Raw genomic sequence first — 19094 nt, 5'->3', positions numbered from 1 at the left:
TGTCTACATCTCCACCACCTGCCATGACTGATGCTTCGCAGGCCAAGGCTCCTAAAGCCGGGCGGAATCTCCCGGTGGCCATCGGGGTCGGAGTGGGTCTGGGCGCGCTCATCGTCGCCAGCCTGGTGCTCGTCCCCTGGGGATGGGTGCTGCTCTACACTGTTGCGTTGACGATCGGGATCTTCGAGCTCCGCAGGGGATTCGCTGCCAGCAAGGTCCATCTTCCGGTGGCACCCTGTCTGGTGGCGACAGTGTCGATGGGGCCCGCGGCTTACCTGGGCGGGGCCGGCGCGTTGTTGCTCACGATGGCGGCTACCCTGCTGGTGATCGTGCTCTGGCGTGCGGCCAGAGGGCTGGATGGCGCCGCACGTGACGTGAGCGCAGGTGCCTTCGTCGTGGGTTATGCGCCTTTCCAGGCGGCGTTCACCGCGCTCATGCTGACCGAGCCGGACGGGGTACGCCGGATCGTGGTCTTCGTCCTGGTCACCATTGCCAGCGATATCGGTGGTTATGCGGTCGGTGTGATAGCAGGGAAGCATCCGATGGCGCCCTCGGTCAGCCCGAAGAAGTCCTGGGAGGGCTTCGCAGGGTCGGCTTCGGCCTGCGTGCTGACCGGGGCCTTGGCCGTCCCTCTCTTCCTGGGAGGAGCCTGGTGGGCCGGAGCCTTGATGGGCTTCGTGGTCGTCTGGCTGGCCACCTTGGGCGATCTGGTGGAGTCCATGATCAAACGAGACCTAGGTATCAAGGACTTGGGGCGCATCCTGCCCGGCCACGGTGGAATCATGGATCGGATCGACAGCTTGCTGGTCGTCGCTCCGGCGTCGTGGCTGATGATGTCCTGGATCGTTCCCTCGGTCTAACCGGGAGCCTCCCTGAACCCCGTTCGGAGGACTTTCAGTCCTCTCCCACCAGGAGACTCAACGAAGGCGGAATGAAGATCTGCGCCTTGTCCTCTTCACGGCCGGAAAGCTGTTCCCACTGATCGTACTGAGGGCCGTGCACCCAGTAGACCTTGGGGCTGACCGGCCCTTCACCGTTCTCGTGCCACTGGATCGCATATCTGCTCATGTCGGCCAGGACTGTCAGGGAAGAGGGCCCGTCGAAGGCGCGGTAGACCAGCCGCCCCTGGTCCGGAATGGCGACGGCGACACCGCGGGCAGGGTCGTGGCCGGGGGAGAGCCGCGACACGACAGAGGGGAGGACCAGCGCAAGACTCGCGGCTGATTCCTCATCTGGCCTGCGGATCACGACGAAAGAGGCCTCTTCGGAGAACGTGATCTGCTCTTCGGCCAGGCTGCGGCCCAGCGCGGCACGAAGGTTCTCCTTGCCCAGCGCGACCATTTCCGCAGTGCTTCCCACGCCGGCCAGCTCGTGGCTGGTGGGGATGATGACCCGTCCGTCGAGCTCCACGGCGAGGACTTCGACGACGGCAGGCATCACTGCCCGCAGGTGCGGGAGCCCCGAGATGGTGAGCAGGCTGTCCAGGCCGACCACACGTAACCGCAGGGACTCCCGGATCTGCTCGATGCTCACGTCGAGGGTGTGTGCGACGAAACGGTGGGCATGTTCCTCCTCGAGCGGGGGCGGCGGAGACATCGGGGGTGGTTCGGTGATCGTCGTCTCGACGGCGGGCTTCTCCTGCTGGCTGTCGAGAGCCCCGGCTGGGCGGGCGGAAGCTCCAGGGACAGACTCCGGAACAGGGTGAGAGTCTCCGCTCAGTAGCCGTCGCAAGGCATTTCGCCACGCCATCGATGTACCCCTCTCCGCAGTGCCGCCAGAATAGATGTCTGACCAGTGTCCTGAGAGACTGGGGGCATCATGCCATCGCCAGCTCATCCTCCAGCGCGCACGGATGTCGTCCCCCGAGGACGCCGTGATGCCTCCGCCATGTCCAAGGCTGACACACGCTCATCGACGGCTCCCGAGCGGGTGCGTGTCGAGTTGCAGAGGCGTCGGCCCGGCCCCGGGCAGGTGACCTTCTCCGAGCCCGGTAATCCGATGCCGCCGACACATCTGGCGGATCTCGATATGCCCGGACGGGTCGCCGCCGTGAAAGCTTTGGGACAACAAGGTTTTCGCGCGAAACAGTTGTCTACGCACTACTTCGGTCATCTGGTCACCGATCCGGACGAGATGACCGACCTGCCCAAGAAGGGCCGGGAGGAGCTGCTCTCGGCCATGCTGCCATCCTTGATGACCCCGGTGCGGACCCTGTCCGCCGACAACGGCGCTACTTTGAAACTGGTCTGGCGACTGCACGATGGTGCTCTGGTCGAATCGGTACTGATGAGATACCCCCAACGGGTCACGATGTGTATCTCCAGTCAGGCCGGGTGCGGTATGAACTGTCCGTTCTGTGCGACCGGTCAGGAAGGTTTCACCCGTAACCTGTCTACTGCGGAGATGGTGGAGCAGGTCGTCGCCGGAGCCAGGATGCTGCGCTCGGGCCAGTTGGCCGGGGGGACATCGGGCGAGGACGATACCGCGAGTGCGTTGCGGGTCAGCAACGTGGTCTTCATGGGAATGGGGGAGGCCCTGGTCAATTACCGTCGGGCGGTCGCGGCGATCCGTAGGCTCACCGATCCGGCGCCCGACGGGCTGGGGATGTCGGCGCGTGGGATCACCATGTCCACCGTCGGTCTGGTGCCGGGCATCGATCGGTTGGCTGGCGAAGGCATCCCTGTGACATTGGCCCTGTCCCTGCACGCGCCCGACGACGAACTGCGTGACGAACTGGTACCGATCAACCTGCGGTACAAGGTCGACGAGGCGTTGGACGCCGCCTACCGGTATTTCGAGGTGACCGGACGGCGGGTCTCCATCGAGTACGCCTTGATCAGAGATATCAACGATCATGCCTGGCGGGCGGATCTGCTCGGGGAGAAGCTCGCGGCACGGGGCAAGGGGTGGGTGCATGTCAATCCCATCCCGTTGAACCCGACTCCGGGTTCTAAGTGGACTGCTTCGCGTCCGGGGGTGGAACAGCAGTTCGTCGAGCGGCTCCGCGCCCACGGGATCCCCACGACGGTACGGGATACCCGCGGCAGCGACATCGACGGCGCTTGCGGGCAGCTTGCTGCCGCGACAGCCTGATCCGTGGACCAGCGGGCCGGGAACGAGCTGGGCGACCAGCTGCTCCCGGCCTGGGCGGTTCATCGGGTGCGGTCGAATTCTTCCCGGGTTGCATAGGACGATTGGGTGCCTCGACGGGTCACACTGTCCGCTGCGTAGGCGGTGGCTTCCCGGAGTGCACCACCGATGTCACCGGTACGGACGAAGGCTTCGGCGAAGCATCCGATGAAGGCGTCTCCGGCGCCGGTCGAATCCACGGACTCGACCGGGCAGGGGGCGATGAGCTCCGTCGATTCCGAGGCCACCCACAAAGCACCTCGCTCGCCGAGAGTGACGATCACGTGCGGGCAACCCCGGCCGGACAGGATGCGGGCCGCTGCCGTGATCTCTTCGATCGTTTCGACCGGCATCCCGGTCAAGAGGTGGAGTTCGCTCTCGTTGGGCATGAAGAACTCGCACCTGGCGACGGCTCGGTCGTCCAGGTCCGCCGTGGCCGGTGCCGGGTTCAGCAGCACGGGAATGCCGAGCCTGTTGCCCAGGTCGATCGCAGCGTAGACGGTGGGTAATGGCACCTCGAGTTGCAGGACGATCAGTCGGCAGCCGGAGACTGCTTCGGCTGCCGCTTCCACGTCCTGCGGGGTGAGCAGGTCGTTCGCTCCTGGAATGATCAGGATCCTGTTCGTGCCGTCCGGTTCGACGAAGATCGGAGCGACACCGCTGGTGCCTGCACTGGTCATGACGAAGGTGGTGTCCACCCCGTTCTCGGTGAGATTGGCCACGGTGTTCGGGCCGAACTGGTCGTCCCCGACCCGGGTCACCATCATGACGCGGGCCCCGAGCCGGGCTGCGGCGACGGCTTGGTTGGCTCCTTTGCCACCGCAGCCCACCTGGAAGTCCGGCGCGCGCAGGGTCTCACCGGTTTGGGGCATACGGTCCACATAGGAGATCAGGTCGACCATGTTCGATCCGATGACGGCGATATCCATCCTGGTTCCTTAAGTCGTGTCCGGTGTTCGCTGGTGTCCGAGGTCAGGACAGGCCGGTGGTCACGGTGAACGAGCGGGTCTTTCCGGCGCCGAGTTCGATGAGTGTTCCTGCTCGTCGGGCTGCTATACGCCCTTCCGGACGGCTGGTGCCGGGAAGGACGAAGGCAGCGACTCGTTGGTCGGCGTTGTGCAGGATCCATCTGGTGGCCACCGGGAAGTCCTCGGTGGCGAAGGAGGTGACGAAGGTGTGCCCGTCGGGGGAGCGCAGCTCGAACTGTGCTTCGGGCCCGAACCTGGTCAGGTCGTCGGCGAAGTAGACGATCTCGGGGTCGCACAGTTCGGGTTTGTCGAGGATGTCCAGCTGTTGGTGCCCGGCCAGGATGTCGGAGGTGAAGGCTTCCCAGGCGGGGGTGGGGTTCACGTGGGCGGGGATGCTCTCCCGCAGGTGCCAGGCTTCGTCGGGGATGGATTGGGCGAAGGCCGCGCCGGGCAGGTAGGCATGGTTCATATGGCACATGTACTGCAGTGGCATGGCTTGGTAGGCGGAGAGATTGGTCACTTCCATCGTGATGTCGAAGACTGTTCTGCCTGCGGTGAGGACGATCCCGGGCCGGGCTCTGTAGTGGTGCCCGAACCCTTGGACGTATTCACGTTCTCCACCGATGGCGAGGGTGTCTCCCTCGAGGGTCACCCAGCAAGTGTCCATCGGCGCGCAGGCCATCTCCCCGTGGAGGGGGTGTTCGTCCTCGGGCGAGGGGCATCCACCGGCGAGGAGGCCGGAGTGGAAGGAGAAACAACCGTAGGTGTCGACGATGACCTCGGCCGGCCGAGGAGCGTCGAACATGTCGGTCATTCCCAGGTCGATCCCGTCGACATGGGCTTCCCAGATCATCTGACCCAGGTAGGGCAGGATGTCCAGCTCGACCCGGTCGCTGGTGACCTTCAGCCCGGCGATCCCGGTGGGATATCGGAAGGTGGTCACGGTGAACGGCCCGGCGTGGAGGAGCGCGCGGGGTGTCTCGCAGAAGTCCTGGGGACGTAGGTGGACTGTGGTGGCGAAGGATGAGCTCATGCCGGCGGCTCCGTTCGTGCGGCGCGTTTCTGGTCGATGAAGTAGAGGCCTACGGCGGCGAAGCAGGCCAGGCACACGGCGAAGGAGAGTTGCAGGGATCCGACGGAGTCGGAGATTCCGCCCTGGACGATGGGGACGACTGCGCCGCCGATGATCGACATGACGATGACGGCACCGCCGGTTTCGGTATGCCGTTTGTCGGTGATGGTGTCGAGGGTGCGGGCGTAGATGGTGGCCCAGCAGGGGCCGAAGAGCCCGCTGGTCAGGATGCAGGCATAGACGGCGGTCATATTCGGGACTAGCACGACGTAGAGCAGAGCGGCGCAGCCCAGGACCGAGTATCCGATCAGGACGTCGTCGGCGCTGAACCGGGTCATGCAGAGGTTGGCGAGGAATTTGCCGACGAAGAAGGCGACGAAAGCCCAGATCATGTAGGTCGAGGCGGCGCGTTCGTTGATGGAGCTGTCCAGGGTCAGCGCGAGACGGATGGTGAACGACCAGACGGCGGTCTGCATGCCGACGTAGAGGAACTGGGCGGCGATGCCTTTGAGGAAGGTCTGGTTTCCGGCCAGGTAACGCAGGGTCTCGCCGATTCCGGCCTGGGTCTGCAGGTTCGGGTCCGACTTGGGTTTGCAGGCCGGGAACTGGGTGAGGGCGACCAGGAGGAGCATCACGACCAGCACCATGATGATGTATTTGTACGGCAGCAGGGTGCGTTGGAGGAGGTCGGCGGCGAACTGACGCTTGGCCTCGCCGGTGAGGGCTCCCATCTGGTCACCGAGTCGGTCGCCGTCGGTGAAGATCAGGTATTTGCCCAGGAGGATGCCGAAGATCGAGCCGAGCGGGTAGAAGGTCTGGCTGATGTTCAGCCGGAGAGTGGCGTACTTGCGGGGGCCGATCATCGAGCTGTATGTGTTGCAGCTCGTCTCCAGGAAGCTCAGGCCGACGGCGATGGCGAAGAGCGCGACCAGGAAGACGCTGTAGGTGGCGACGTGGCTGGCAGGGAAGAAGAGCGTGCAGCCGATGATGTAGCAGGTCAGTCCGATGAGGATGGCGGTCTTGTAGGAGGTCTTCTTGATCACCCGGGATGCCGGGATGGCGATGACGAAGTAGCCGCCGTAGAAGGCGCTCTGGACGAACGCGGATGCGAGGTCGCTCAGGGTGAAGACGGTTTTGAACTGGGTGATGAGGATGTCGTTGAGGCTGGCGGCGACGCCCCAGAGGGGGAAACAGACCGAGAGCAGGATGTACTGGTAGACGGGGGTCTTGTCGAGGTATCCGTCGTCCTGTTGCACCGAGCGGTCGCGGAGAAGGGCCGTGGTCATCGTGCGTCGTCCTGAGATGGACGGACGGGCGAGACGAGGTGGTTCGTGGGATCGAACCGCGGCCTGGTGGCGTCGGGTGCCATGAGGGTGCGGTCGAGGAGCGATGACATGGTCATGGCGTTCAACCTCCGTTGGGATCGGTCTGACCCTACGACGGAGGAGAACCCTTGTAAAGATTATCTTTTTACATCTGTTCCATTCTCTTCCAATCAGCAGTTCACATGCCCGAGAAGGCAAAAGGAAAGTCAGCCCGGGAGGAGCTTGGTCGCGGTGAACCGGTCCGTCACCAGTTCGGTCGCATAGCCCGCGCGGAGGGCCACCCGGACACCCTCCACCCGGTCACGACCGCCGGCAACCAGGACCCGGTGCTGTTTCGTACGAAGCTCCGCCAAGCCGATGCCCACCGTGCGGGCGTCCAACTCCGGATCGCACACCGATCCCTGGGCGTCCAGGAAACGTGAGCAGATGTCACCCACGGCGTGCTTCATCACCCTGCGCTGCTCCGCGGCCGAGAGATAACCCAGCTCGAAGATCAGGGAGTCGGCGGAGACCGCGCCGACGGTGAAGACCGCGATATTCGCCTCGCGGCCCAACTCGATCACCCGACGGATATGCCTTTCCTGCTCCACCAGCTGCTTGACCTCCAGGCTGTCGAAGATCGCCGGTAGCGGGAGGAAACGCATGAACGCATCGAAAGCCTTGGCGAAGAGCTGAATGGTCTCCACGTCCTGCGAACCGGGGGAGCTCTGACTCATTCCGCCCTTCAGCTGGATCACCTCTACGCCACGCACATCCTTGTGCTGGAGATGGCGGGCGACCGAGTACAGGGTGCGACCCCAGGTCACTCCGAGCAGGTCGCCGTCCTGCACCAGGTCGCCGAGGACCCTGGCCCCTGTACGTCCGAGGGCTTCGCGCACCATATCGGCCTGCTCGGTCGGAGGGGAGGCCACGTGGACGGCACGTAGCCCGTATTCCGCGCGGAGGGCGTCCCCCAGGTCGTTGGCGCTTTCCCGGGGATCGTTGATGACGATCTCGACATAGCCCTGATCCTTGGCGAACTGGATGAGTTTGGACACCGTGGGGCGGGAGACCCCGAGGGTCTGAGCGACCTCTCCCTGGCTCATGCCTCGCTCGTAGTACAGGCGTACCGCGTCGATGGACTGCGCGTCCCGGCTGCCCAATGTCATGGCCGTTCATCCTCCGAGTCGTCACATGCAGGCCTCCAGCATGGCGATCCGGAGCGACTGCGTCCTGGTGGCGCGCGGAATCTGCTGTGTCCTGCTCAGGCAGCGGCGTCCCCGGCGGCCCGCGCGCGCCGAAGTCCCAGCGTACTCAGCAGGAGCATCGTGGCGGCTCCTCCGAAGCAGATGTACGAGGCGATCTGGGCGATTTTACCCATCGTCCCGAAGGCGTAGGCGGTGAGCAGCATGCTGCGGAGGGTGTCGCCCATGAAGAGGGTCTGGCGCAGTTCGCCGAGCTTCTTGGTCTCTTCGCTGTCGGCTCGGGCCGGGTCCTTGGATGCGGCCATGAATTCGCTGCTGACCTCGTTATAGGTCCGCCCCTTGGCTGCTGTGTCCATGTGGACCTGGATGTAGTGGTCGGCGAAGGCCTTGGCCTTGTCCCCGTTGTCCATCGTGCTGCCCGCGTACTGCTCCAGGTGCGGTTTGATCTTCGGGTCTTCGATGGCTTTGCCCGAGGGCATCGTGATCCGCTGCGCCGAGAGTTGACTGCTCACCTGGGAGTTGGCGAAATGGGCGGCCCAGGCGAGAAGGCCGCCGGCGACGAGCAGGAGGACGGCGATCCCCGCGCCGGTGGCGGCGAGGAAACGGTTGAAGGACGAGCGGGACATGAGTGCCTCCTGGGTGGACGGTCGCAGCGGCCCGGATGGAGTCCGGGTTGTCGGAGAGTGACCGTCTCGAGGTTAAGTGACTCATCAATTACTGTCGACGACAGAAGGATGTGATGCTGAGAACAGGACATCTGTCCAGGTCGTGGCCGCAACGGGGGAGAGTGGCGGAAGGTGGGGGCCCGGAGCCTCCGGTGTTCGAAAAATGAGCTGTCCGTGCGAAGTCGTATCCGTCCTGTGTCAATTTCGTAACCGGATTGAGGGTTGCGATTTGTCAGACTGGAACGGCATCGGAGGATCCACGTGGTGGTGCGGCAATCCGGCAGCCGATTCCGGGCCATGGAACGGCGCAGGGCGAGCAGGGCCAAGTTTCGCCCGCCCCACCTCGAGTTTCCCGATCGCTCAATCGTTGTGGCGGGATCGTCACGGCGACCGGAGGCCACGGCGCCGCCCACCGGCTTGTAGGGGGCAGGTGAGCAGCACCGTGAGGCGCCGAGCGCGAAGGGCCTCGGCGTGCACAGGGGAGCGCCGACGCGGGATTGTAGGGGTCCCGCGTCGGCGCGGCCATTTTCAGCAGACGTCACCCGTTCGATGTCATCTATCGCGGAAGAATTCCTGCCGAAATTCGACTTGCTGCCTGATATATCACTGCCTGGACGGCATCCGCGTCAAGATCATGTCCACGGGCGAGGTGCGTGTCGCGACGAGACGCGGCCTTCCGATCTGCTCCCCGGTGCGTCCACCGGGCCCGGGCAGCTAGATAGACAGGCTTATTAGATCGCCATACGATCTAGTCATGTCCGATGCTTTGGCGCAGGCCGATCCCGCCGCCAACCCCTGGCCTGCCGAATGGTTGCGCGGGGTACTCGAGGTAGGCGTACTCGCTGTGCTCGAGTCCGGTCCGACGTACGGCTATGCCATCGCCGCCGACCTCGAGCGGGCCGGCTTGGGCGAGATCAAGGGGGGAACGCTGTATCCCCTGCTCGGGCGCCTGGAATCAGCCGGTCTCGTCGACATCGAATGGCGATCAGGCGCTTCGGGCCCAGGGCGGAAGTACTACACCCTCAACACTGCGGGACGCGACCACCTGGCCCGTCGACGCGCGCGCTGGCAGCAGTTCACCGACGTCACGAGGCGTCTCCTCGAGGAAGGACCGACCCGATGATCGGGAGCAAGAAAACCCTCGTTCAGAACTATCCGCACGTGGACAAGGACTGGGCAGCCGACCTCCTGCTGGAACTGCGCCTGCGGGATATCTCCGGGGCTCGCATCGGAGACATCCTCACCGAGGTCGAGTCGCACTGCGCCGCCTCCGGACAGAAGGCAACCGAGGCCTTCGGCGACCCACAGGAGTACGCCATGTGTCTCGATTTCGAAGGGCAACAGCGCACACCCGTGGAGCGGAGTCCGAACAACCTCACCCCGGCCGTGCTGGCGCTCCTGTGCGGATTCGCCGTCTCCGCCGGGTTGACAGGCGCCCTCGACGGCCAACCCGTCGAGATGCGCACAGGAGCGCTGGTCGCCGTTCTGATGTCGGTGGGTTATCTCCTGGCAGCAGTGCACTACCTCAACATGCTGTTGAGAAGTCTCTGGCGATGGATGACTGCTTTCATGGCCTTCTTCTGCGCCGTGGTCGCACTCCTGCTCTGGGGCGGACCAGTCGTCTTCACCGCACCGGCGCTCCCGCTCACGGTCGGCGGATCACTCCTGCTGGTGGTGTTCGCGTCGGTCCAGACCTTCCTCCAGAGCGGGAGCTCAGCCGACCCGATCGTCAACCCCGGTGAGTCCTTGTCACCGGCAGATGCGAGAGAGGCGAAGTGGATCGTGCTCGGAGGGATCTGGGCGGCTCCGCTGCTGATCCCCACGATCACACTGGCGAGCTGGCACATCTCCCATTGACCAGGCCGGCATCTGCGGTCTCGCGGACCTGCATGGCACGGCACAATGTTCTTCGTGCCTTTGAACTCCGAGATCCACCCGCCTGACGGGACGGTCCCCGACTGGGCTCCCTCCGGGCCCGCCGACCCGAAGGTCGTGCGGGCCCTCATCGCGTTCTCCCGCTCGACGATGACCCGCCGTCGATTCCTCGCCGGTGCCACGACGACGATCGGCGCTGCCGCAGCCGGAGCTCTCGCAGGATGTGCGCCTCCGGTCCCTCCCTCGGCCGGAACCACCACCCGCAGCCTGCCCGCCGACACCTCGGCCGCCGACAAAATCGTCCGCTTCGCCAACTGGACCCAGTATCTCGACCGGACGCCCGGCGGAGCCTCGCCCACCATGTCCGCCTTCACCGCCCAGACCGGCATCAAAGTCGACTACGCCGAGGAGATCGACGACAACGACACCTACGTCAACACGATCTCACCGCGGATGCGCGCGGGCCAGGACGTCGGACGTGATCTCGTCGTCTTCAGCGACTGGATGGTCAACCGTCTCATCCGCAACGGACTTCTCGCACCCCTGGACCTCATCCGTATCCCCCATGCCGTCAACCTCCTCGAAAAGCTCAAGGACGTCAGCTTCGACCCCGGGCGACGCCACAGCCTCGTCTGGCAGTCCGGATTCGCCGGCATCGGCTATCACAAAGGCCGCATCGGACGCTCCCTGAAATCGGTCGACGACCTGTGGGCCAAAGACCTCGCCGGGAAGGTCGTCCTGCTCTCGGAGATGCGCGACACCCTCGGCATGATCATGCTCGCCCAAGGCGTCGACCCCGCCGGACACTTCGACCGCACCGCCATCGAACGAGCCGCCGACGTCGTGCGCAAGGAGATCGCCGACGGCCAGGTCCGCCGGATCCGCGGCAACTCCTATCTCGAAGACCTCAAGAGCGGCAACGCCCTCGCCGGCATGGTCTGGAGCGGTGACATCGCCACCCTTCGAGAGGAAACCGGCAGCGACGACTGGGAATTCATCCTCCCCGATTCCGGCGGACTGATCTGGAGCGACAATGCGGTCGTCCCCATCACCTCGCCGCACCGCAAAGCCGCGGCACAACTGCTGAACTACTACTACACCCCCGCCGTAGCCGCCCAGGTCGCCGCAGCCGTCGGCTATGTCTGTCCCGTCCAAGGAGCGCAGAACGCGGCGGAGAAGATCGACCCCGAACTCGCCGCCAACCCCCTGATCTTCCCCGAACAATCCTTCATCGAGGCCCACGCCCGTGAATTCCGGGCACTGACCCCCGCAGAGGACGCCGAATACAGTGCACTGTGGGCGAAAGTAGTAGGCAACTGATGTCGATCCCATCGCACACCGCGCGCGCCGGCGACCTCCACCTGGAGCAACTGACCAAGACCTACGAACGGACCCTCGCCGTCGACGGCATCGACCTCGACGTCCCAGCCGGACGCTATGTCGCCCTGCTCGGACCGTCCGGCTGCGGGAAGACCACCACGTTGCGGATGATCGCCGGCTTCGAGAAACCCAGCGGCGGGCGCATCCTGCTCGGCGCGGACGACCTGACCCGCTCCCGCCCCCACGAACGGCCGATCAACACCGTCTTCCAGAGCTACGCACTCTTCCCTCACCTCGACGTCCTGGGGAATGTCGCCTTCGGCCCACGCCGCCGCAGGGTCAAAGACGCCGAGGCCCGGGCACGCCAAGCACTCGACCTGGTCCAACTCGGCGCGCTCGCCCGTCGCCGACCCGCAGAACTCTCCGGTGGAGAACAACAACGGGTCGCCCTGGCCCGAGCCCTGGTGAACGACCCCGCCGTGCTCCTGCTGGACGAGCCGCTGGGGGCGCTCGACCTACGTCTGCGCCGCGCCATGCAGGACGGACTGAAAGAACTGCAGAACCGACTCGGCACCACCTTCCTGCACGTCACCCACGACCAAGAAGAAGCGTTGACGCTGGCCGACGAGGTGGCGGTGATGCGCGGCGGACGGGTCGAACAGTACGGAAGCCCGCAACAGGTCTACGAGCTCCCGCAGACTGCCTTCGTAGCCACCTTCCTCGGACGAGCACTCCTGGCTCCGGCACGACGAGTGGGCAGCATCGGCACCGGAGGCGGGGAAGCCGTCGAGTTCGCGGTCGGCTCGGCCGGGATCGTCCGAGTGCCCGCCGACCGTATCGCCGCTCGAGCCGCTGCCGACACCGATCTGCTCATCGGGATCCGGCCGGAACGGGTACGGCTGCGTCCGGGCCCGCCCGTCGACCCTGCGGATCGGTCACCGCAGACGCCGGGTCCGAAACAGCACACCTCTCCCTACGGCCTGGATCTCGTCGGCCCGGGAACCGTGATCTCCGCGACCTTCACCGGGCCGGGCACCGCCTACCAGGTCGCCGTCGACGGACTGCCCGACTGGCAGGTCCTCGCCGCCAACGACGGAGTCACTCCCCGGTTCGCCCCCGGTGACATCGTGCATCTGGCCTTCGACGCAGGACATGCCTTCGCCGTCTCAGCCGTGGAGCCACCCTCGTGAGGGCGTTACGGTCGCTCTGGCCGGGGTGGATCCTGCTCCTGCCCGGGCTGCTGTGGCTGGCGGTCTTCTTCGTCTTCCCCCTGGTGCAGCTCGGCTCGGTGAGCCTGCAGTCGGCCTATCCCGGACATCCCGGCTATTACTACCGAGATGTCAATGTCGGGAACTACGTCGAGGCCTGGGGCCAGTTCGCCGGACATCTGGGGCGCTCGACGTTCTACGCCGGAGCAGCGACCGTCCTGGCCTTTCTGCTCGCCCTGCCCATCGCCTACGTCCTGGCCTTTCGGGCCGGCCGGTGGCGTCCACTCCTCCTGGTGGTGACCTTCGCGCCTTTCCTGGTGGCTTTCCTGCTCAGGACACTGGCCTGGCGACAGATTCTGTCCGACGAAGCGCCGGTGGCCAAGGCCGTGGGTGCGCTGGGGCTGCTTCCGGAAGGCCATCTCACCGAGACCTCGGTCGCGGTCGTCGCCGGGCTGGCCTACAACTACCTGCCCTTCATGGTCGTCCCTCTCTACGCCGCACTCGAACGTCTCGACCCGCGGCTCCTGGAGGCCTCGCACGACCTGTACGGCGGACATCTTTCCACCCTGGTCCGAGTCACTCTGCCCTTGGCCACGCCGGGCATCACCGCAGGTGTCCTGCTCACCTTCATCCCCGCGCTGGGGGACTACGTCAACGCCGAACTGCTCGGTGCGGAGAGCACGAAGATGGCTGGGAACGCCGTCGAATCACAGATGCTCAGGGTCGTCGGGGGCTACCCGGTCGCTGCCGCGACATCGATGATCCTGCTGGTCGGGGTCCTCGTCCTGATCACCGCCTATCTGCGACGGTTCGGCACCCGGGAGCTGACATGAAATCCCTGAGGAAGACCGTCGGCTGGTTCGGTGACCACGCCGTGTGGTTCGCCGCCGGGACGGTGATGCTCCTGTTGTGCATCCCCGTCGTCTACACCGCCGTCTTCTCCTTCAACGCCTACCATCGCAGCAACCTGGTCTGGAACCCCGAGGGGTCACCCACCCTCGCGCACTGGGCCGATCCCTGCGGAGCAGCGGGGATCTGTGACGCCCTCGCCACGAGCCTGCGCGTCGGACTGATCTCCACCGTCATCGCCACTGTCCTGGGCACCCTCATGGCGGTCGCCCTGGTCCGCACCAGGCTCCGCGGTCGCGGAGCACTGGAGGTCCTGCTGCTGCTGCCGATGGACACTCCCGACGTCGTCCTGGGCGCGGGGCTGCTGACCCTGTTCGTCCAGGGCCTCTCCGCCGTGGGCCTCCGACTCGGGGAGACCGCGATCATCGCCGCGCACGTCATGCTGGCCTTGTCCTTCGTGGTGGTGGCGGTCAGATCCCGGCTGGAAAGCCTGGATCCGCGTCTGGCCGAAGCCGCCGCGGACCTCTACGCGGGTACCTTCGCGACCTTCCGTCACGTGACCTTGCCCCTGGCCGCTCCCGGGATCGTCGGAGCTGCACTGCTGGCCTTCGCGATCAGCATGGACGATGTCGTCCTGGCCACCTTCGTCGGCGGTGACGCCATGACCTTCCCCCGTTATGTCTATGTCACCGCACTGCGTGGAATACCGGCACAAGCCAACGTGATCGGTGTCGGACTCGCTCTCCTGGGACTGTCAGCAGCGCTGGCCTTCACCGCAGCGAGCTGGCTACGCCGACGGCGCAGAACAGTCCGCTGACCCAGGCTCGCTCCCGACCAACCGGGAAACACCCTCCCGGCCACACCCCACGAGCCGTGCAAGCCCCGACTCGGACCCGACGGATCAGGAACCGGAGGAGGCCCGTTTCGCCCTCGCCTCAGCGATCTTGGCCTCCCGCTCGGCCTGCAACTTGGCCATCGGATCCTGATCGCTGTTGAGCTGCGCCGGTCCGAAGAAGGTCATCGCCAGTTTCCTCAGCCGCCACCCGACGCGGTAACCGATGCTCAGTCCGTCCCTGCTCATGCCGTGTCCTTCTGCTCCGAGGGAAGAGGCGACCGCCCTGGACAACGCCTCGATACGCGGGACGTCGTCCATGCCCGAAAATTCATGAACATCGGAAACCTCCGTTTCCCAAGGCCCCACAACGCCCACCGTACCCCGGCAGGGGGCGAGCGAAGGGCTCTCCGGAAGACCAATATGGGGCTATGACAGATGCCGCCCAGCACACGGTTCCCCTGCCCCCCTGCCCGACCGAGCTCTACATCGGAGGACACTTCCGGCCCGGATCCTCCCGGGGCACCATCGACGTCGACGACCCCGCCGACGGCCGGATCCTCGCACAGGTCGCCGACGCCACCACCGACGACGCGAAATCGGCTCTGGACGCCGCCTGTGCAGCCCAGCCCCGATGGGCATCCACCCCTCCCCGGGAACGAGGTGAACTCCTCCGCTCGGCCTACGAACTCATCCACGACCGCGCCGAGCTTCTCGCCACGCTGATGACCTTGGAAATGGGAAAACCGTTGGCCGAGTCGCGCGGCGAGGTCGCCTACGGGGCCGAGTTCTTCCGCTGGTTCGCCGAAGAGGCCGTACGCATTCGCGGAAGCTACACCACCGCACCCGCAGGCGGCTCCCACCTGCTGACCATGAAGAAAGCCGTCGGCCCCACCCTCATGATCACCCCGTGGAACTTCCCCCTGGCCATGGGCACCCGCAAGATCGGACCTGCGCTCGCCGCAGGCTGCACCTGCATCGTCAAACCCGCATCACAGACTCCGCTGACCATGCTGGCCCTCGCACAGATCCTGCACGACGTGGGGGTCCCGGCCGGGGTGGTCAACGTGATCCCCAGTTCGTCGACCGCGCAGATCGTCCCGGAGCTGATGGCCGACCCACGCCTACGCAAGATCACCTTCACCGGATCCACCGAAGTCGGACGGCGCCTGATCGAGCAGAGCGGACAGAACGTCCTGCGCGTCTCCATGGAGCTGGGCGGCAATGCGCCCCTGATCGTCTTCGAGGACGCCGACCTGGACCAGGCCGTCGAACAGACCGTCCTGGCGAAGATGCGCAACATCGGCGAAGCCTGCACCGCAGCCAACCGCCTCTACGTGCACCGGGCGGTGATGGACGAGTTCGCGGACCGGCTGAGCTGCAAGATGTCCGCGATGACCGTGGGGCCAGGCACGGTGGAGGACAACCAGGTCGGACCGCTCATCGACGCAGCCGCCCGGGACCGGGTGCACCGTCTCGTCCAGGACGCGCTCGCCGACGGCGCCCGCTTGCTCTGCGGAGGAGAACCGCTGCCCGGCCCCGGACATTTCTACCCGCCGACAGTCCTCGCCGAGGTCTCCCCGCAGGCCAGGGTATGCCGGGAGGAGATCTTCGGCCCGGTCGCGCCCCTGGTGCCCTTCGAGACCGAGGCAGAAGCCGTCCGGTTGGCGAATGACTCCGACTACGGCCTGATGAGCTATGTCTTCACCACCGACCTGGCCCGGGCCCTCAGGATGGGAGAAGCCTTGGAATACGGCATGGTCGGTGTGAACTCGGGCGTGGTCTCCAACCCGGCGGCGCCCTTCGGCGGGGTGAAACAGTCCGGGCTGGGCCGAGAAGGCGGGGCGGAGGGGATCGAGGAATTCCTGGAGACGACCTACCTGGGCATCCCCCGCTGAGAGCACTGGCCGGTCTTCGGCCGGACACGCCGGTGCGGAAGGCATCGCCCCTCCCGGGCGTGGGCCGATGACCGGTGTCCTGCCCGGTGGGGGAGAATTGCCCGGTGAGCATGCAGAGCAACCCCCGGGACGTCGTCATCCTGGGCTCGACCGGTTCTATCGGCACCCAGGCCTTGGACGTCATCGGACGCAACCCGGATCGTTTCCGGGTCGTCGCGCTCAGCGCAGGAGGCCGCGACCTCGGGCTGCTGGCCCGGCAGGCGGTGGCCTTCCGGGCAGCAGCCGTCGGTGTGTCGCGAGGGACCGCGGAAGAACTCCGGGCGGCAGTGGAGACCGAAGCACAAGCCCGAGGGGTGTCGGACTATCGGCCTGAGCTGATCGTCGGCGACAGAGCGTCCACCGAGATCGCGGGAACACCTGCCGATGTCGTCCTGAACGGGATCACCGGTTCGATCGGCCTGATGCCGACGCTGGCGGCCCTGCGTGCCGGTTCGACGCTGGCTCTGGCGAACAAGGAGTCCTTGATCGTCGGCGGCCCGATCGTCAAGGCCGCGGCGCGCCCCGGCCAGATCGTCCCGGTCGACTCCGAACACTCTGCGATCGCCCAGTGTCTGCGCGGCGGGGCGTCCCGGGAGGTCCGGCGTCTCGTCGTCACCGCCAGTGGGGGGCCTTTCCGTGGCCTGACCAGGGACCAGCTCCGCGAGGTGACGCCCGGCCAGGCGCTGGCCCATCCGACCTGGGACATGGGCCGCGTCGTCACTACCAACTCGGCGACCCTGGTCAACAAAGGTCTCGAGGTCATCGAAGCCCATCTGCTCTTCGACATCCCCTTCTCGGCCATCGACGTGGTCGTGCACCCTCAGTCCGTGGTGCATTCCATGGTGGAGTTCACCGACGGGTCGACCCTGGCCCAGGCCGGTCCTCCGTCGATGCTCATCCCGATCGCCCTGGGCTTGGGGTGGCCGGACCGGGTCGTCGACGCCGGCCCGGCCTGCGACTGGACCAGAGCTCAGCAGTGGGAGTTCTTCCCGCTGGACGACGAGGCCTTCCCGGCCGTGCGACTGGCTCGGCGGTGCGGTGAGGCCGGCGGAACCTTCCCCGCTGTCTACAACGCGGCCAACGAGGAATGTGTCGACGCCTTCCACGAAGGACGCATCCGGTTCACCGCCATCGTCGACACGGTCGATCAGGTCGTCGAGGAGTGGGCCGGGCACCCGGAGAACCCGCTGGCGGGGAGTTCCGGAACAGGCAACGGGAGTGAAAGCCCGACATTCGACGTTGAGCAGGTGTTGTCGGCTGAACGGTGGGCCCGACACCGTGCCCACCAGGTGCTCGGGACCCGCTGACGGAAAGGTTCTCCCACGTGCTGATGTATCTCCTCGGTGTCGCGCTGATCGCTCTCGGGATCGGTGTGTCCATCGCGCTGCACGAAATCGGACATCTGGTGCCGGCGAAACTCTCCGGAGTGAAGTGCCCGCAGTACATGATCGGGTTCGGGCCGACCTTGTGGAGCCGACAGATCGGGGAGACCCAGTACGGGATCAAGGCGATCCCCCTGGGCGGATATGTCCGCATGATCGGGATGTTCCCGCCCAAGCCGGGCGACCCGGAGGGCACACTCCGTGGATCCAGCACCGGACGTTGGTCGGCTTTGGTCGAGGACGCGCGTGCCCAGTCGGCCCAGGAGGTGCGTCCCGGTGATGAGGACCGGGTCTTCTACAAGCTGCGTACCTCACGCAAACTCGCCGTCATGCTCGGCGGGCCGTTCATGAACCTGCTCATCGCCACCGTGCTCATGGGCGGGATCGTCACCCTGCACGGACAGCACGTGCCGGTCGACGGGGCGAAGGTCAAAGGTGTCGTGGCTTGTGTCAAACCGGTCACACAGAGCAAGGACCGGGGAACCTGCCAGGACAGCGACCGTAAGTCACCGGCCGCAGCCGCCGGGATGAGGGCCGAGGACGTCATCGTCGAGATCGACGGTGCACCGGTCCGCTCCTCCTCCGATGTCAGCAAGCTGGTACGCCCCCGGATCGACCAACCGACCCCGGTGGTCGTGCAGCGTGGCGATCAGCGGGTCACCCTGAATGTCACCCCCATCCGTAATTCCCTGCCCGAGTACGACGAGAAGGGAGAGCCGCGGCGTAAGGCCGACGGTTCCTTCGTGCTGACCGAGGCCGGATATATCGGGACCTCGACCGGGCAGAACACCCGGTTGGAACAGCAGTCGCCGACGGTGGTGCCCGGCCTGGTCGCCCAGGGCGTGGTGCAGACCGGCGGGGTGATCCTGCGTCTTCCGGAGAAGCTCGTCGGTATCTGGGATGCGGCTTTCGGTTCGGCGGAACGTTCGACCGACAGTCCGATGTCGGTGGTCGGGGTGGGCCGGGTCGCCGGGGATGTGGCGAGCACCATGGAGTTCATGGGGGTCAAGCTCGCCGGGATCGGTGATCTGGTGGTCATCCTCGCGATGCTTCTGGCCGGGTTGAATATCGCTCTTTTCGTGTTCAATCTGATTCCGTTGATGCCGCTGGACGGTGGGCATGTCATCGGTGCGCTCTGGGAGGGCTTGCGGCGGCAGATCGCTCGTCTGCGGGGGGCCCCGGACCCCGGTTATGTCGATGTCGCGAAGGGACTACCTATCGCGTATGCGGTATCGATCCTGCTCATCGGCATGTCGGTGTTGTTGATCTACGCGGATCTGGTCAAGCCGGTGAAACTCTGAGATGTCCTGCGGATCGTCGCAGGGGCGCGACCACTGTCTACTGCCTG

At 65.7% G+C, this 19094-nt stretch carries 18 protein-coding genes; 11 read left to right on the top strand and 7 right to left on the bottom strand.

Annotated features, from left to right (window positions below; all coding sequences use genetic code 11):
- Positions 1-23: 23 nt before the first annotated feature.
- Positions 24-860: a phosphatidate cytidylyltransferase gene (locus AUCHE_RS00535; protein WP_006501297.1), complete on the top strand. Its 837-nt coding sequence runs from the start codon at positions 24-26 to the stop codon at positions 858-860.
- Between the two features lie 34 nt (positions 861-894).
- Here the strand turns inward: AUCHE_RS00535 and AUCHE_RS00530 are convergent, their stop codons facing one another.
- Complete coding sequence (locus AUCHE_RS00530) at positions 895-1596, bottom strand: hypothetical protein (protein ID WP_006501296.1); 702 nt, start codon at positions 1594-1596, stop codon at positions 895-897.
- Positions 1597-1887: 291 nt separating this feature from the next.
- Between AUCHE_RS00530 and rlmN the strand changes: the two genes are divergently transcribed.
- Entirely contained in the window at positions 1888-3093 is a 1206-nt protein-coding gene (gene rlmN / locus AUCHE_RS00525; RefSeq protein ID WP_006501295.1) for a 23S rRNA (adenine(2503)-C(2))-methyltransferase RlmN, read from the top strand.
- Between the two features lie 59 nt (positions 3094-3152).
- On the opposite strand, the gene rbsK is transcribed toward rlmN, so the two are convergent.
- The 5 genes from rbsK to AUCHE_RS00500 all read right to left on the bottom strand — a co-directional run bounded on the left by rbsK (position 3153) and on the right by AUCHE_RS00500 (position 8304).
- The gene (rbsK, locus tag AUCHE_RS00520; RefSeq protein WP_006501294.1) at positions 3153-4058 is read right to left on the bottom strand and encodes a ribokinase; all 906 of its coding nucleotides are present in this window, start codon (positions 4056-4058) and stop codon (positions 3153-3155) included.
- A 43-nt stretch (positions 4059-4101) separates the two neighbouring features.
- The gene (locus AUCHE_RS00515; protein ID WP_006501293.1) at positions 4102-5130 is read right to left on the bottom strand and encodes an aldose 1-epimerase family protein; all 1029 of its coding nucleotides are present in this window, start codon (positions 5128-5130) and stop codon (positions 4102-4104) included.
- Entirely contained in the window at positions 5127-6455 is a 1329-nt protein-coding gene (gene fucP / locus AUCHE_RS00510; RefSeq protein WP_006501292.1) for an L-fucose:H+ symporter permease, read from the bottom strand. Before fucP ends, AUCHE_RS00515 begins: the two co-directional genes overlap by 4 nt.
- Positions 6456-6700: 245 nt before the next feature.
- A complete protein-coding gene (locus tag AUCHE_RS00505) occupies positions 6701-7642 on the bottom strand; it encodes a sugar-binding transcriptional regulator (protein WP_006501291.1) in 942 nt (313 codons plus the stop codon).
- A gap of 95 nt (positions 7643-7737) precedes the next feature.
- On the bottom strand, positions 7738-8304 hold the full coding sequence (locus tag AUCHE_RS00500; RefSeq protein WP_006501290.1) for a hypothetical protein: 567 nt from the start codon (positions 8302-8304) through the stop codon (positions 7738-7740).
- Positions 8305-9097: 793 nt separating this feature from the next.
- Between AUCHE_RS00500 and AUCHE_RS00495 the strand changes: the two genes are divergently transcribed.
- Genes AUCHE_RS00495 through AUCHE_RS00470 form a run of 6 tightly spaced genes read left to right on the top strand, consistent with a single transcriptional unit; the run spans position 9098 to position 14412 of the window.
- A complete protein-coding gene (locus AUCHE_RS00495) occupies positions 9098-9466 on the top strand; it encodes a PadR family transcriptional regulator (RefSeq protein ID WP_006501289.1) in 369 nt (122 codons plus the stop codon).
- Positions 9463-10200: a hypothetical protein gene (locus tag AUCHE_RS00490; RefSeq protein WP_006501288.1), complete on the top strand. Its 738-nt coding sequence runs from the start codon at positions 9463-9465 to the stop codon at positions 10198-10200. Before AUCHE_RS00495 ends, AUCHE_RS00490 begins: the two co-directional genes overlap by 4 nt.
- A gap of 45 nt (positions 10201-10245) precedes the next feature.
- Entirely contained in the window at positions 10246-11538 is a 1293-nt protein-coding gene (locus AUCHE_RS00485; RefSeq protein ID WP_006501287.1) for a polyamine ABC transporter substrate-binding protein, read from the top strand.
- A complete protein-coding gene (locus AUCHE_RS00480; RefSeq protein ID WP_006501286.1) occupies positions 11538-12728 on the top strand; it encodes an ABC transporter ATP-binding protein in 1191 nt (396 codons plus the stop codon). The genes AUCHE_RS00485 and AUCHE_RS00480 overlap by 1 nt, the downstream gene beginning before the upstream one ends.
- Positions 12725-13579 carry an ABC transporter permease gene (locus AUCHE_RS00475; RefSeq protein WP_006501285.1) on the top strand — a complete coding sequence of 285 codons (855 nt, stop codon included), beginning with the start codon at positions 12725-12727 and terminating at the stop codon, positions 13577-13579. Before AUCHE_RS00480 ends, AUCHE_RS00475 begins: the two co-directional genes overlap by 4 nt.
- Positions 13576-14412: an ABC transporter permease gene (locus AUCHE_RS00470; protein WP_006501284.1), complete on the top strand. Its 837-nt coding sequence runs from the start codon at positions 13576-13578 to the stop codon at positions 14410-14412. The genes AUCHE_RS00475 and AUCHE_RS00470 overlap by 4 nt, the downstream gene beginning before the upstream one ends.
- A gap of 84 nt (positions 14413-14496) precedes the next feature.
- Here AUCHE_RS00470 and AUCHE_RS00465 read toward each other — a convergent pair whose 3' ends face one another.
- On the bottom strand, positions 14497-14748 hold the full coding sequence (locus AUCHE_RS00465; protein ID WP_006501283.1) for a hypothetical protein: 252 nt from the start codon (positions 14746-14748) through the stop codon (positions 14497-14499).
- Between the two features lie 110 nt (positions 14749-14858).
- Here AUCHE_RS00465 and AUCHE_RS00460 point away from each other — a divergent pair, with 110 nt between their 5' ends.
- From AUCHE_RS00460 to AUCHE_RS00450, 3 genes are all read left to right on the top strand, one after another.
- On the top strand, positions 14859-16325 hold the full coding sequence (locus AUCHE_RS00460; RefSeq protein WP_006501282.1) for an NAD-dependent succinate-semialdehyde dehydrogenase: 1467 nt from the start codon (positions 14859-14861) through the stop codon (positions 16323-16325).
- 110 nt (positions 16326-16435) lie between these two features.
- Positions 16436-17671 carry a 1-deoxy-D-xylulose-5-phosphate reductoisomerase gene (gene dxr / locus AUCHE_RS00455; protein ID WP_040321027.1) on the top strand — a complete coding sequence of 412 codons (1236 nt, stop codon included), beginning with the start codon at positions 16436-16438 and terminating at the stop codon, positions 17669-17671.
- Positions 17672-17694: 23 nt separating this feature from the next.
- Positions 17695-19047 (top strand): M50 family metallopeptidase, encoded by a 1353-nt coding sequence (locus tag AUCHE_RS00450; protein ID WP_040321069.1) that lies wholly within the window; start codon positions 17695-17697, stop codon positions 19045-19047.
- Positions 19048-19094: the final 47 nt, after the last annotated feature.

This window comes from Austwickia chelonae NBRC 105200, from assembly GCF_000298175.1.
Taxonomy (GTDB): domain Bacteria; phylum Actinomycetota; class Actinomycetes; order Actinomycetales; family Dermatophilaceae; genus Austwickia; species Austwickia chelonae.
Note: the sequence above shows the minus strand (reverse complement) of the source record. Positions and strands in the feature narration are given on the sequence as shown.